Below are 13,621 nucleotides of genomic sequence, written 5' to 3'. Positions count from 1 at the left end.
AGAAAAGTATACAAAGTGAATGGAGGTTAAATGTGCTTATCACAAATATTTATGATTTTATAGCCAAGTACGGGCGTCCCCCTCACTTTCACAAAGATTTCCCTTTAATCTTATTTTGGAGCCAAAAAAGCGGCTGCACTTCACTCGCATATTGGTTCTTTTATCACATTAATTTGTTTAAAGAAGTTGTAAAATATAGCCCATTTGTTCATAACTATGAATTTGAAATTTATAAAAATTCCATACCATATTTCACTGATTTAGCCAACGCATTACAAGCAAAAGAAAAAGACACGTATAAATTGGTAAGAAACCCTTTCAAAAGAGCTGTAAGTTCCTTTATTTCTCTTATACCAGCGCCATATTACGAATCCACTGAGTGGAAGCCAATCCGTCGTTATCTTTATGGTGATGAATCTTGCAATAAAAAGATTTCCTTTAAACTGTATTTATATTATTTAAAAGCGCATGCACCAAATTTTGAAGGTGTAAACCCACACTTCACACCTCAATATATACAAGGAGAAGAAGAGTTCGTTACAAATTACATTTACCTTGAAAAATTCTCTACCCATCTGTCTGTCTTAGAAGATAAACATTGTTTAAAAAAATCTCCATTAAACGGATTAATAAACTCGTGGCATCACCAAAGTAATCTAGCAAATTACAAAGGTAACTATGCAGATGGTGATATTACAGATCCCTTATTCCCAAGGCATCCGACCTATGATAGTTTTTATGATGAAGAAACGATTCAATTAGTTGAAGATATCTTCAAAGAAGATTTCACTACTTACAAATATCCCTCAACATTACTTTAAAATATAAACATTTTCCTTATCATAAATTCATAATTATTACAGAGAAACTTAAGCCACCTACTTAAATTTCCTCATAATACTCCTGCAAATTGAAGTTGGGCACTATTCTAATAGTGCTCTTTTTAATGAATTTCAATTTTCAAAATATCCCTATTAAGTCCCCCTCCGAAATAACTATTTTGTTCGACTTTCTATTAAGCTCTTTTTTTAATAAACCTTACAAATTCGTAATACTATTGTCACCTAAATAGATAGTTAATTGGTTAATTCTGGTTTAATATAACAGACTGTTAGATTGATTAAATAAAACATTATTGATAGGTGTGACACTTGATGGCAAGAAAATTATTACGCTACGTAATTGTAAGTATACTTTTTCTAACTATTCCGATTATCTTTATACATTTTGTATCGTCTCAATCCATTCCAAAAGAATACAGTGAAGAATGGCCAGCAGTAAAAAAAACTGCTGCACTAGTTACAATTGGTTACTTTAAAAAAGAGAAGACTCTTGATATTGTAATTGAAAAAGTTGAGCCTCCGAAAGAATATAGAACACATGAGATTTACCTATTCGGACACGTTGCTGACGATAAAAAACAAAAGATTTCTGCTATTGTAAATTTTAGTGAGAACTATTCAATTAGAGATACATCTGAAGATTTATTTTAAGTCAAAGAGTATTTAACTTATGTTAGATGCTCTTTTAGCTAAAATCACGCTTTTGTTAAGAGCCACGCATCCATTTCTTAGGTGAAAAACTTTTATAGAAGCCCTTTTTTTGGACAAATTTACCGGATTAATTAACAGAAATTTCGTGTTATTATTAACTTGTTGAATAACCCAATACATTTAACAATGCTCTTGACTGCATACTTAGTATGCAACCATCCATCCAAATACCTTAGCTAATACGTCCCCAAAATCGTTGTTATTGCTAGGGTATCTTTTTAGATGCCCTGTGTGCAGGGCTTTTTTATTTCAGTGATAATGCTCTTTTTCCCATATAATTATCGATGCTTGTAGTCCCATTTCTTAACAAATTTCAAATTTGATTATATTAACTTTATTTTTCGCTCTTCCATACGAATTATTTTTCCATTTTGATATACAAATGATTGTTCACCAAATCCACCTTGAGGTGATTCTATTAGTTGGACCTGACCATTTTTAACAACATATATTCCGTTTATTCTCAAAACTGACACATAATAAGTGATTTATATCACCACATTGATTTTAATATATTGCTATTCTTGGTTTAGTTATCACATTAAACTTTATGGAGGCATTCATATGGAACATACATTTACTGAAACTTCTATTGTCGGTGAGATTGTTACACAATTTCCGAAAGCTAGTGACCTTTTTAAATCATATAGAATAGATTTTTGTTGTGGTGGTAATAAACCACTTATTGATGCAATTCATGAAAGAAATTTATCAGCAACAGAAGTACTTACAGAGTTAAATACGCTTTATCATAATACGAAACGATTAAATGAATCTGAAATTGATTGGAAAAATGCTTCTTATCGTGAATTGATTGATTATGTTATAAATAAGCACCATCGCTATTTAAATGAGGAGTTGCCACAATTAAGTCCGTATGTAACGAAAGTATTACGCGTCCATGGAGCAAGTCAGCCTCATTTAGCTCAAATTCATAAGCTATTTCATGAACTTAAGATGGAATTAGAACAGCATTTAATTAAAGAAGAAACAGAAGATTTCCCATTAATTTTAGAATTCGAACAACATCCAACTGATGAAACCTATGCAAAATTACGTAAAGTGGTGGATGAGTTGGAGAATGAACATAACCACGCTGGCAATATTATTAAAGAACTTCGTAAAGTGACAAATGACTTTACTCCTCCAGAAGGAGCTTGTGGCACTTATCGACTTGTTTACCAACGTCTTGAAGCTCTAGAATCTGATTTATTTGAGCATATACATTTAGAAAATAACATTTTATTTCCACGTGCAATTACGAAAGCATAGATAAAGCACAGGACATGTGTATACATGCTCATGTCCTGCTTTTTCATTGTGTAAGAAATAGTCACACTTCCCCCATCATTTCATTGGGTAGCTTACTATTATTTAATTAGGTGCGGGTCTCTTCACTCCCCTACCTACCCATATAAAAATTCCCTTTCACTTATCTCTCCACATAAATCCGAATTTTAATAATTTGTGAATCATTATTAAGATGTGATAAATATCACATCTCCCTCTTTTTTTATTTTCTATAATAGAAACATAATATACTTTGTTCAACATTTCACATAAAAGGGGAAATGAATATGAAAAAACGTTTAGTTATGATCGGAAATGGTATGGCTGGAATACGCTGTATGGAAGAAATATTAAAACATGATAGTGATTTATATGAGATTACTATTTTTGGCGACGAACCGCATCCAAACTACAACCGTATTATGCTATCCCATGTTTTACAAGGCAAAACAAATATACAAGATATCATTATGAATGAATATAGTTGGTACGAAAGAAACGAAATAACATTATATACAAATGAAAAAGTTCAAAGTATTGACCGAGAAGAAAAAATCATTGTCACAGAAAAGAATCGTACTCTTACATACGACAAACTCATTATCGCAACAGGTTCTAGTGCTTTTATTTTACCTGTTGAAGGTTCTACCCTTCCTGGTGTGACAGGATTTCGAACAATTGAAAATACACAATTTATGATTGATACTGCTAAAGATAAGAAAAAAGCCGTTGTCATCGGTGGTGGATTACTTGGTTTAGAAGCAGCAAGAGGTCTTATTGACTTAGGAATGGACGTACATGTTGTTCATTTAATGCCGAGCTTAATGGAGCAACAACTAGATGCCAAAGCAGCCTCTCTCCTTCGTGAAGATTTAGAAGCACAAGGCATGAAATTTCTCATGGAAAAGAAAACGGTAAAAATTCTTGGTACAGACCATGTTGAGGGCATTCAATTTGAAGATGGTGAAGTTGTAGATTGTGATTTAATTGTAATGGCTGTCGGAATACGCCCGAATACGCAAATAGCAAAAGATGCTAGTTTAATTGTAAATCGCGGTATTGTAGTCAACGACTATATGCTAACAAATGATGAATCCATTTATGCTGTTGGCGAATGTGCAGAGCATGACGGTATCGCCTATGGCCTTGTTGCTCCTCTTTATGAACAAGGTGCAATATTAGCAAAACATATAACGAATTTACAAACTGATGGATATACGGGCAGTATCGTCGGTACGCAATTAAAAGTTGCAGGTTGTGATTTATTCTCTGCTGGCCAAATCTATGAAGATGATCAAACGAAAGCAATATCCATCTTTGATGAATGTAAACGTTCCTATAAAAAAGTATTAATTCGCGACAATAAAGTCGTCGGTATCGTTTTATATGGTGACACAGCTGATGGTACACGCCTCTTTAGTATGTTAAGGAAAGAAGAAGATATACAACAATATACACCAGCTTCCCTTCTTCACAAGGCTGGTGTAGAAAGTGAACTTAACGTTGCTACAATGAGTGCGGATGACACGATTTGTGGATGTAATGGTGTTACGAAAGGCACAATCGTACATGCCATTTTAGAACATGAATTAACTACTTTTGAAGAAGTAAAAGGCTGCACGAAAGCCGCAGGATCTTGTGGTAAATGTCGTCCGCTTGTAGAACAAGTTTTATCTCATACACTTGGAGATGCTTTTAATGCCTCAGCGCAATCTGCCGGTATGTGTGGATGTACACCTTTATCACGTGATGAAGTCGTAGAAGCGATTCATGAGAAAGGTTTAAAATCGCCAAAAGAAGTACGAAATGTACTCGGTTTTGCACATGAAGACGGATGTTCGAAATGTCGTCCTGCTTTAAATTACTATTTACGTATGGCGATTCCAGAAGAATATGAAGATGATAAATCATCCCGTTACGTTAATGAAAGAATGAATGGTAACATTCAGCATGATGGTACATTCTCTGTTATTCCACGTATGTACGGAGGCGTTACAACTGCAGATGATTTAATGAAAATTGCTGAAGTTGCGAAAAAGTATGATGTTCCTCTTGTGAAAATTACAGGCGCAAGTCGCATCGGTTTATATGGTGTTAAGAAAGAAGATTTACCTAACGTATGGGCTGACTTACATATGACTTCTGGATATGCGTATTCAAAATCACTTCGTAATGTAAAATCGTGTGTTGGTTCTCGTTTCTGTCGTTTCGGTACGAAAGATTCATTAGGGCTTGGTATGTTACTCGAACAATCATTAGAAATGGTAGATACACCTCATAAAATGAAAATGGGTGTAACGGGCTGCCCACGTAACTGTGCGGAAGTACTTACGAAAGATTTTGGCGTTGTTTGTGTCGAAAATGGATATCAACTATATATCGGCGGAAATGGTGGTACGGAAGTGCGTGAAGCTGATTTTGTAATGATTGTCCCTACTGAAAATGATGTTCTTCGCATCGCTACAGCTTACATGCAATATTATCGTGAAACTGGTATTTACGGAGAACGCACTGCCTACTGGACAGAACGATTAGGCTTCGATCATATAAAAGAAATACTGCAAGATACAAATATGGTCACTAAGTTAAATGAGCGTTTCCAAACAGCTCGTAGCACATATACGGAAGCATGGGGACAAGCACTAGAAACGAATTCATTAAAAGCGATGTATGAAGTAGAAACTGTAAAATAAGGAGCGTGTAGTACATGTTACAAACGAAAGAAAAAATAAAAATTATGCGTGCGGAAGACCTTCCTATTCAAATTGGTAAAGAGGTGCAAATGAAAGGTACGTCTATCGCCCTATTCCGCCTTTCAAATGGCGATATTCGCGCTGTAGAAAATCGTTGTCCTCATAAAAACGGTCCATTAGCTGAAGGAATTGTATCTGGAGAATTCGTCTTTTGTCCACTACATGATTGGAAAATCTCACTAATAACAGGTGAAGTTCAAAAACCTGATGACGGCTGTATTCAAACATACGAAGTAGAAGTTATTGATGGTGACATTTATATAAACATGTAATTTTCGAAAGGAAGCCTCCCCTGGCTTCCTTTTAAATAAAAATAGATGAGGTGCGAATATGAACGGATATGTATATTTAGTTGGTGCAGGACCAGGTGATGAAGGGCTTATTACAAAAAAAGCGATAGACTGCTTAAAGGGTGCAGATATCGTCTTATATGACCGCTTATTAAATCCTAGCTTTCTTCATTATACAAAAGAAACATGCGAACTTATTTATTGCGGAAAAATGCCGAAAAATCATACTATGCGACAAGAAATGATTATCGCCCACCTCCTTCAATTTGCGAAAGAAGGAAAAACCGTTGTACGCTTAAAAGGTGGAGATCCCTCTATTTTTGGTCGTGTTGGTGAAGAAGCAGAAACTTTAGCATCTGCGAACATTCCGTATGAAATTGTACCAGGTATTACATCTAGCATCGCCGCTAGTAGCTATGCAGGTATCCCCCTCACCCACCGTAACTACAGTAATAGCGTCACTTTACTAACTGGACATGCAAAAGGTCCTTTAACCGATTATGGAAAATATAATTCATCCCACAATAGCGACACAATCGCCTACTACATGGGTATAAAAAACTTACCTACCATTTGTGAAAACTTACTACAAGCAGGAAAAAAAGAAGATACACCCGTAGCAGTCATTGAATGGGGTACAACTGGGAAACAGCGCGTTGTCACAGGGACTCTAGCAACCATTGTTCATAACGTCAAAACCGAAAATATTTCTAACCCTTCCATGACGATTGTTGGTGATGTCGTTTCCTTACGTAATCAAATCGCTTGGAAAGAACGTAAACCATTACATGGTAAAAAAGTTTTATTTGCATCTGCAACAAATAAAACAAGTGTAATGAAGCAAAGGTTACAAGAAACCGGTGCAGAAATATATCAAATTCCAACTTTCAAAAAGGAAGAATATACATTAACACTTGAACAAATCAATGAAATTTTCAACGTTGATCGACTTGTTTTTTGTTCAGCTGAAAGTGTAGAAATCTTGATGCAATCATGTAGTAAATACCAGAAAGATATTCGTTCCTTACAGGCAGAGCTGCAGCACATGAACGTTGTCACTCAAGAAAAACTTATGCAATATGGGCTACTAAGTAAACAAACAAAGTTCTCTTCCGATACAACTGTTTATTTAGGAAGAAATATTAACCGAATTGCTTTTATTCAAGAGAAAATTGGTGCTGGTTCCTATATGATGACTCATGAGTATACAATTGATCATCGTTTCGATGAAGTCCATTCTCGTATACTTTCTGAATTCTCATGGGATAGCATTGTGTTTGAAGGGCGTGCCTCAATTGATACATTTATAGCAGAAATAAAACGCCTTGGCTTTATCGATATTGTTACTCTCCCATTCTCGTATACTGATGTTCAAACTTTACACTATGCGAATAAAGTCGGATTCCATAATGTAGATGAGCAATTACAAAACATTATTATGAAGAAAGACATGGTGAGACAATGAAAGGAATTGTATATGTTGGACACGGGAGCCGTCTCCAAGAAGGCAATGAACAATTTATTCACTTTATTCAATCTGTCATGAAAGAACGTAACGAAAGAATTCAAAAAATAGCTTTTCTAGAACTAACAACACCTACCATTTCGGATGCAGTTACAGAAACAATACTAGAGGGAGCAACTGAAATAATGATTGTACCTGTTTTATTATTTGCAGCAGCTCACTATAAACGTGATATTCCTCTTGAAATAGAACAAATACAAAAGAAATACCCACATATAACATTTTCAGTTGTACCACCTTTTAGTACGCATCCACATATGGTTGAACTTGTAGCGAAAAGAATACGTGAAACTATTCCAATGCAAGGTAGTAGTATTTTACTCGTAGGAAGAGGCAGTAGTGACCCCCAGCCGATACATGAGTTACAAAAAATCGGAGCAGCTGTCGAACGAAAACTCAGTATGCCAGTATCGTGCTCCTTTTTAACGAAAGGAACTCCCTCTTTTACTGCTGAGCTCAAGACTATAACATCGGCCGCATCCCATGTATATGTCATGCCGTACCTTCTCTTTACCGGATTATTGCTTCAAAAAATCAAATTGCATACAAAAAAATACGATCACGTTACGACTTGTAACTGCCTGAAGTTTGATACATATATGAAGTTGGCATTATTAGAGCGAATGGAGGAATGTGTGTATGTATAGCATGTGCCCTCTTATGTTTAATCTACATAATAAAGTGGTCGTTATCATTGGTGGAGGTAAAATCGCATATCGAAAAGCGTCTGGATTAAAAGATACAGGCGCTTTCGTCACCGTTATTAGCCCCGAGATTTGCGAGGAAATGAAAGAACTTCCCTATATTACTTGGAAGCAAAAAACTTTTAGTAATGATGACATTAAAGATGCTCATCTTATTTATGCAGCTACAAATCATCATGCTATAAATATGATGGTCAAACAGGTCGCCCATGATTTTCAGTGGGTTAACGTTGTAAGTGATGGTACAGAATCATCGTTTCACACACCTGGTGTCATTCGAAATGATGAATATGTTGTCACTATTTCAACTTCAGGTAAGGACCCATCGTTTACGAAGCGTTTGAAACTAGAGTTAACCTCTGTCCTTCCTAATCTTATAAAAAAACTTTCTCGTACACACAAATTATAATCTATTTCTTAGCTAAAATAGTAATTACCTTTGGACAAACGTTTTTTAGAAGCGTTTGTTCTTTTTGTTTTGGTTTCTTTTTTGAAACTGCACAAGCAATCTGCGAAGAAAATGAATGGTGTCGGCAACTTGTAAACAAGTAAATGTTATGATAACTGCAACATTACGAGCAACTCTTTCAATTTATTTTTTACATTGGATATTCATTCAACCAAATTAGCGCTTGTTCATAATCATCAAAAAATTTCACAGATTCTTTCGTATTGGATTGTTGTAAATAATTCAGTATCTCCCCTTCTTCAAGAAGAAATGCAATTGCCTTACTATGATTCAAAATGGTTTCATTGAAGAACTTATCCTTCCATACTTTTTGAACAGAAAAATGATTTGGCGTGTATCCTTTTCTATCTACCAATAATTTGTATTTCCGCCCCTCAGAAATAAATTGCTGACAAACCTGCTCAAAATCATTAAACCATTCATACACATCCTCTGTTTTAATCTGACCAATTAGATGGGTAACAATCAAATCTCCTGAAACTGTTGTGCTGATATTCTGTTTACTCAACTTGGAATCATCTCCCTTTGTTACAATTATGCGGGAAATTCTTATAAAATCAATAAAGATAAAATTCTTAAGTAATAAAACAACATTATTTACGAAAAGGCCCTTGTTATACATAAGACAATTCATTCTTGTTTGTTTAAGTAGAAAAAAGGATGCCTCTACTAGGCACCCTTTTTCTCTATTAATTATTCTTTAACATCACTAACAGCTTCTCTTGGCTATACATCCACACTGTAATGATTAAACAAGCAAGCGCTACTTCTGATAACGCCATAAATCCGATTGCATAATGACCTGTCAGTTGGAATAGTAATGTTAAAATTAATGGCGGGAAGAACCCTCCTAGTCCGCCTAAAGCTGACACAACACCATTTACAATCCCTGCTTGCTCAGAGAAGTACATTGGCACAAGCTTGAAGATTGTACCATTGCCAATACCTGCACAAAATGCGACTAGTAAGCAACCAAATGTGTATACATTCATGCTTGGCATAAATGATAAAATAATACCTGAAAGTGTTAAACCGATAAATACGAAGATTAATATTTTAAATGGGTTAAACTTATCACCGAGCCAACCACCAATCGGGCGCATAATTGTTGCTAATACGATGAAGCCAGCTGTCCGCATACCTGCATCTACTTTCTCTAATCCGAAGTGAGATACTAAAAAGTTTGGTAAGTATACTGTAAATGCAACAAATGATCCGAATGTTAAAAAGTAAAAGATACATAAAAACCAAAGTTTTTCATTTTTATATACACCTTTTATTTGTTCCATTAATGGTGTATTTACCTTTTTTTCTTTACGATCGCCTAATAAAAAGTTCATAAGTGCAAATGCTGCAAGTAAAACTAAATAACATTGTACTGTCGTTCTCCAGCCAACTGAAGTTGCAATAACAGGTGCTAAAAATGAAGTAATTGCTGTTCCAGCGTTACCCACTCCGTAAATACCATTTACAAAACCGTGGCTTTCTTTTGGAAAGTACTTTGGTAAAGAAGTTACTCCTACAGAGAATACAGCACCACCAATCCCTACAAATAAGCCACCAATAATTAAATCCATCATAGAATTGGCAACACTAATGTAAAAGACAGGGAATAATAAAAGAATAAAACTAATAAAGAATAATTTTCTTGCTCCGTAACGATTCGTCCAATAACCAATTGGAATGCGAAGAATAGAACCTAAAATAACCGGTACTGCTGTTACCATAGAAATTTGTCCCGCAGTTAATGGAATATCTGCTTTAATATAAGGCATTAATGATGATAAAATGACCCATACCATAAAACCGATAACTAGGTTAGAAGTTTGTAAACTTAATTGAAAATTAGGACTTTTCATCCTGTTCCCTCCTATGTATGCATAGTTATATTCATTCTCTCCAGCCTAATCACGTCCTAACATGATTAGGTTGAAAAGAATCAACCACCACTTACTGGCGGAATCATTGCTACGACATCGCCAGTTTGAATGATGTCATCCTCATTTGCGTATTCTTCATTTACGGCGACCATTATCTCGTTTGAAATTGCTACATTGTATTTCTTAATCAGAACTTCCTTTAATTCAGAAACTGAAATATTTTCACAATCTATTTGCAAGACCGACTTACTTGCTTCTTCTTGCAAATGTGCAAATAATAGTACTTCAATCATGTTCTCATCTCCTTTTCAGGCTCGCCATTACCATATGCTATTTTCTCTAACTGATCCCCTATCCATGAATCACCATCTTCCCAAAACTCTTTCTTCCAAATCGGAACAATTTGTTTTATACGCTCCATAATATATTCATTCGCCTCATAGGCCGCTTTCCGATGTGGTGTAGAAACAGCAACAACAACAGCAAGATCAGAAATTTGTAATGTACCAATGCGATGTGTAATTGCCACATATGTCCCAGGCCACTTCGCTTCTACTTCAGCACCAATTTTCTCAAGCTGTTTTTCCGCCATTGTCTTATAAGCTACATACTCTAAATAAAGCGTGCGACGTCCTTTCGTAAATTCTCTGACAGTACCAATAAAAGTAGTAACCGCACCGCACTCACGGCGAATTACTTTACTTGTAACATCTTCAATTGAAATAGGAGTATCAATTACTTCATAATACGTATGTGTCATCTTGCACCTCTTATCTTTGTATAAATTAGCAATCTATTTTTCTGTTACTTGTATGATCGAAGCGGCTCTTCCCACGGCCACTCACTTCCGGCGTTTGATTCTAATAACAGTACCGAAACGGTTATTCCTGCTTCAAATCCTCTCGTTCCTCCCGGCAGAACGATACATGCATTCGCTTCTGCAAGTGAAGAAATTGCGCTAGATTTATCTAAACCGACTGGTGTAACTTGTAATTGGCCATCTACAAGTTCTACATTCCCTCTTACAAAACGAGTAAACGGATTTGCTTTCGGAAAGTCTTTCTGTAAAATTGCTTCTGCTCGATATAAGTGCGAATCTTTCCTGTGCAAGTATGTTCCAATGACTGGTCGAACATATAATTCACATCCGACATAACAAGCAGAAGGATTACCAGATAGACCAAATAATAATTTTCCTTCTAGCTCAGCGACAGTTGTCACACTTCCTGGTCGCATCGCTATTTTATTGAAAAGTACATTTGCTTGTAATCTCTCATAAATAGCAGGTAAATAGTCATAGTCTCCTACTGAAACGCCACCAGTTGTAATGAATATATCAACTTCTTTTATCGCTTTTTTTACAGTGTTATAACACGTCTCAAAATCGTCAGCGAATTGTCCATAATACTGTACAACTCCGCCCGCTCGTTCAATTTGAGCAGAGATCATATAGGAGTTACTATTTCGAATCTTCCCTTCTTTCAGTTGTTCATGTACTTCAAGTAGTTCACTCCCTGTCGTTACAATTCCAATAACCGGTTGTCTTACAACATGCACGGAACTATAACCAAACGTAGCAAGCAATGCCGCTACTCCAGGGTTAATAGAAGTTCCTTTTTTCACAAGTATGGCATTTTGTTTTACATCTTCTCCTTGAAAAGAAATGTTATCACCAGAAGTGAAAGAGCGTTTTAATTTCATATAAGTCTTTTCGTTTTCTTCAAACCCTTCCGTTAGTTCTAACATAACAACAGCATTACATCCCGCTGGAATTGCGGCTCCTGTCATAATACGTACAGCTTGAAATGCTTTTACTTCCTCTTTAAAAACAAAACCTGCTCCAATTTCACCTATCACTTCAAACTGAATTGGGTTACTGCTACTTGCTTCTTTTGTATCTTCTGCTCGAATCGCAAATCCGTCGTACGGAGAGCGATCAAAATGCGGAACATCATGATCTGCAACAACATCTTCTCCGAGGATTCTTCCGTAACTTTCTGCAAGAGAAACCTTTTCCATTTCACCTTGATAGGCATATTCCATTACACGTGCAACTGCTTCTGCCACTGAGATTGGTGTACGTTTTTCTAACATTCTTTTTCACCTCGTTTTGATAAGAAGAAACTCTCTTTCTGTTCATCCTATATATTTTGCGTATAACCGTTTTGCCATTTTCATATCATTAGTCCCATGAATAAACGCTCTGCCGTCTGTAAATAACACAAAACGATATTCATCTACTAGAAAGGATAGTAAATATGGAGTTTTTTTGACATTCACACTTTTTTGTAAGCGCTTTTGAATTTCTTCTAAATTAAGAATAATTTTTTTTCCTGGACGGATTTGAACTGTATTCCGCCCGCATAGCACTTCCGTTTTTATCTGTGCTTCAAATGTTAAACTTGGATACGTGCGTACATTCCCACAAGATGGACATGTACTTTTTTTCTGCCTATTTACTTTTAATGATAGATATTGATTATTCCAAATATCAAATGATAACATTGTTCCTCTTAACACCTCAAAATCATCCACCAATATTTTCATCGCTTCTGTTACTTGGTGAGCAACAACCATTTGTATCGCTGGCTGAATGATTCCGGCTGTATCGCATGTTGCACCGCCCATAGGATGATCCATTAAGCAACGAAAACATGGTGTTTCTCCAGGAAGAATCGTATACGTTACACCGTAACTTCCAATGCATCCACCGTATATCCAAGGTATATTTTCTTTTTGTGAAATATCATTTATAAGTAGGCGCGTATCGAAATTATCAGTCGCATCTACTATGAGATCTGCTTCTTTTGTTAACTCTTCCATTTCTTGCATTGTAACGTCCGTTACAACAGGTACAATTTCTACTTCAGAATTAATTTTTCTTAAATGCTCTGCCGCTGCAATTGCTTTCGGTTTACACTGCTGTACATCTTCTTCTGTATATAACTGTTGTCTTTGTAAATTACTCCATTCAACGTAGTCACGGTCAGCAATTGTCAATTTCCCAATTCCCATCCTAACGAGCGCTTCTGCATTCGCAGCTCCTAGTGCACCTGCACCGATTAGGAGCACATGCTTTTCTTTTATTTTTCTTTGTCCCATTTCACCAATTCCAGAAAACAATACTTGCCTTGAATAACGCTCTTGCATAGGGAAC

General features: G+C 35.8%; 15 protein-coding genes. 8 read left to right on the top strand and 7 right to left on the bottom strand.

Annotated elements, in window-relative coordinates:
- The first annotated feature begins 32 nt into the window (after positions 1-32).
- Positions 33-821, top strand: a complete 789-nt coding sequence (locus JDS92_RS01785; RefSeq protein ID WP_000909243.1) for a sulfotransferase family 2 domain-containing protein — start codon at positions 33-35, stop codon at positions 819-821.
- 333 nt (positions 822-1,154) lie between these two features.
- Entirely contained in the window at positions 1,155-1,493 is a 339-nt protein-coding gene (locus JDS92_RS01780; RefSeq protein WP_098710784.1) for a phosphoglycolate phosphatase, read from the top strand.
- Positions 1,494-1,876: 383 nt separating this feature from the next.
- On the opposite strand, the gene JDS92_RS01775 is transcribed toward JDS92_RS01780, so the two are convergent.
- Complete coding sequence (locus JDS92_RS01775) at positions 1,877-2,041, bottom strand: DUF3954 domain-containing protein (RefSeq protein WP_103592026.1); 165 nt, start codon at positions 2,039-2,041, stop codon at positions 1,877-1,879.
- A gap of 76 nt (positions 2,042-2,117) precedes the next feature.
- Here JDS92_RS01775 and ric point away from each other — a divergent pair, with 76 nt between their 5' ends.
- The 6 genes from ric to JDS92_RS01745 all read left to right on the top strand — a co-directional run bounded on the left by ric (position 2,118) and on the right by JDS92_RS01745 (position 8,524).
- Positions 2,118-2,825: an iron-sulfur cluster repair di-iron protein gene (gene ric, locus JDS92_RS01770; RefSeq protein ID WP_098710783.1), complete on the top strand. Its 708-nt coding sequence runs from the start codon at positions 2,118-2,120 to the stop codon at positions 2,823-2,825.
- 305 nt (positions 2,826-3,130) lie between these two features.
- On the top strand, positions 3,131-5,536 hold the full coding sequence (gene nirB, locus JDS92_RS01765; protein WP_098710782.1) for an NADPH-nitrite reductase large subunit: 2,406 nt from the start codon (positions 3,131-3,133) through the stop codon (positions 5,534-5,536).
- 14 nt (positions 5,537-5,550) lie between these two features.
- Positions 5,551-5,868 (top strand): nitrite reductase small subunit NirD, encoded by a 318-nt coding sequence (nirD, locus tag JDS92_RS01760; protein ID WP_000942185.1) that lies wholly within the window; start codon positions 5,551-5,553, stop codon positions 5,866-5,868.
- Positions 5,869-5,926: 58 nt separating this feature from the next.
- Positions 5,927-7,351: a uroporphyrin-III C-methyltransferase gene (locus JDS92_RS01755; RefSeq protein ID WP_199631424.1), complete on the top strand. Its 1,425-nt coding sequence runs from the start codon at positions 5,927-5,929 to the stop codon at positions 7,349-7,351.
- Positions 7,348-8,058: a sirohydrochlorin chelatase gene (locus JDS92_RS01750; RefSeq protein WP_098710781.1), complete on the top strand. Its 711-nt coding sequence runs from the start codon at positions 7,348-7,350 to the stop codon at positions 8,056-8,058. Before JDS92_RS01755 ends, JDS92_RS01750 begins: the two co-directional genes overlap by 4 nt.
- On the top strand, positions 8,051-8,524 hold the full coding sequence (locus JDS92_RS01745; protein ID WP_098710780.1) for a precorrin-2 dehydrogenase: 474 nt from the start codon (positions 8,051-8,053) through the stop codon (positions 8,522-8,524). Before JDS92_RS01750 ends, JDS92_RS01745 begins: the two co-directional genes overlap by 8 nt.
- Before the next feature lie 190 nt (positions 8,525-8,714).
- Here JDS92_RS01745 and JDS92_RS01740 read toward each other — a convergent pair whose 3' ends face one another.
- From JDS92_RS01740 to JDS92_RS01715, 6 genes are all read right to left on the bottom strand, one after another.
- The gene (locus JDS92_RS01740) at positions 8,715-9,218 is read right to left on the bottom strand and encodes an STAS/SEC14 domain-containing protein (protein ID WP_371399468.1); all 504 of its coding nucleotides are present in this window, start codon (positions 9,216-9,218) and stop codon (positions 8,715-8,717) included.
- A 55-nt stretch (positions 9,219-9,273) separates the two neighbouring features.
- Positions 9,274-10,443 (bottom strand): nitrate transporter NarK, encoded by a 1,170-nt coding sequence (gene narK / locus JDS92_RS01735; RefSeq protein ID WP_015000425.1) that lies wholly within the window; start codon positions 10,441-10,443, stop codon positions 9,274-9,276.
- Positions 10,444-10,523: 80 nt separating this feature from the next.
- Positions 10,524-10,757 carry a molybdopterin converting factor subunit 1 gene (gene moaD / locus JDS92_RS01730; RefSeq protein ID WP_000573668.1) on the bottom strand — a complete coding sequence of 78 codons (234 nt, stop codon included), beginning with the start codon at positions 10,755-10,757 and terminating at the stop codon, positions 10,524-10,526.
- Entirely contained in the window at positions 10,754-11,224 is a 471-nt protein-coding gene (locus tag JDS92_RS01725; protein WP_098710779.1) for a molybdenum cofactor biosynthesis protein MoaE, read from the bottom strand. The genes moaD and JDS92_RS01725 overlap by 4 nt, the downstream gene beginning before the upstream one ends.
- Positions 11,225-11,268: 44 nt before the next feature.
- Positions 11,269-12,558 (bottom strand): molybdopterin molybdotransferase MoeA, encoded by a 1,290-nt coding sequence (locus JDS92_RS01720; RefSeq protein WP_199631423.1) that lies wholly within the window; start codon positions 12,556-12,558, stop codon positions 11,269-11,271.
- Positions 12,559-12,600: 42 nt separating this feature from the next.
- Positions 12,601-13,614, bottom strand: coding sequence for a molybdopterin-synthase adenylyltransferase MoeB (locus JDS92_RS01715; RefSeq protein ID WP_098710777.1), 1,014 nt, complete (start codon positions 13,612-13,614; stop codon positions 12,601-12,603).
- Positions 13,615-13,621 lie beyond the last annotated feature (7 nt).

This window comes from Bacillus cereus group sp. N12 (assembly GCF_016483575.1).
In the GTDB taxonomy this organism is placed as follows: Bacteria; Bacillota; Bacilli; order Bacillales; family Bacillaceae_G; genus Bacillus_A; species Bacillus_A toyonensis.
Note: the sequence above shows the minus strand (reverse complement) of the source record. Positions and strands in the feature narration are given on the sequence as shown.

What these genes read in the sequence shown, in the direction of transcription:
- JDS92_RS01720 (WP_199631423.1), bottom strand. Translation starts at nt 12,558, where the DNA reads ATGTTAGAAAAACGTACACCAATCTCAGTGGCAGAAGCAGTTGCACGT.
- JDS92_RS01755 (WP_199631424.1), top strand. Translation starts at nt 5,927, where the DNA reads ATGAACGGATATGTATATTTAGTTGGTGCAGGACCAGGTGATGAAGGG.
- nirD (WP_000942185.1), top strand. Translation starts at nt 5,551, where the DNA reads ATGTTACAAACGAAAGAAAAAATAAAAATTATGCGTGCGGAAGACCTT.
- moaD (WP_000573668.1), bottom strand. Translation starts at nt 10,757, where the DNA reads ATGATTGAAGTACTATTATTTGCACATTTGCAAGAAGAAGCAAGTAAG.
- ric (WP_098710783.1), top strand. Translation starts at nt 2,118, where the DNA reads ATGGAACATACATTTACTGAAACTTCTATTGTCGGTGAGATTGTTACA.
- JDS92_RS01725 (WP_098710779.1), bottom strand. Translation starts at nt 11,224, where the DNA reads ATGACACATACGTATTATGAAGTAATTGATACTCCTATTTCAATTGAA.
- JDS92_RS01715 (WP_098710777.1), bottom strand. Translation starts at nt 13,614, where the DNA reads ATGCAAGAGCGTTATTCAAGGCAAGTATTGTTTTCTGGAATTGGTGAA.
- nirB (WP_098710782.1), top strand. Translation starts at nt 3,131, where the DNA reads ATGAAAAAACGTTTAGTTATGATCGGAAATGGTATGGCTGGAATACGC.
- JDS92_RS01780 (WP_098710784.1), top strand. Translation starts at nt 1,155, where the DNA reads ATGGCAAGAAAATTATTACGCTACGTAATTGTAAGTATACTTTTTCTA.
- JDS92_RS01740 (WP_371399468.1), bottom strand. Translation starts at nt 9,218, where the DNA reads ATGAATTGTCTTATGTATAACAAGGGCCTTTTCGTAAATAATGTTGTT.
- narK (WP_015000425.1), bottom strand. Translation starts at nt 10,443, where the DNA reads ATGAAAAGTCCTAATTTTCAATTAAGTTTACAAACTTCTAACCTAGTT.
- JDS92_RS01750 (WP_098710781.1), top strand. Translation starts at nt 7,348, where the DNA reads ATGAAAGGAATTGTATATGTTGGACACGGGAGCCGTCTCCAAGAAGGC.
- JDS92_RS01745 (WP_098710780.1), top strand. Translation starts at nt 8,051, where the DNA reads ATGTATAGCATGTGCCCTCTTATGTTTAATCTACATAATAAAGTGGTC.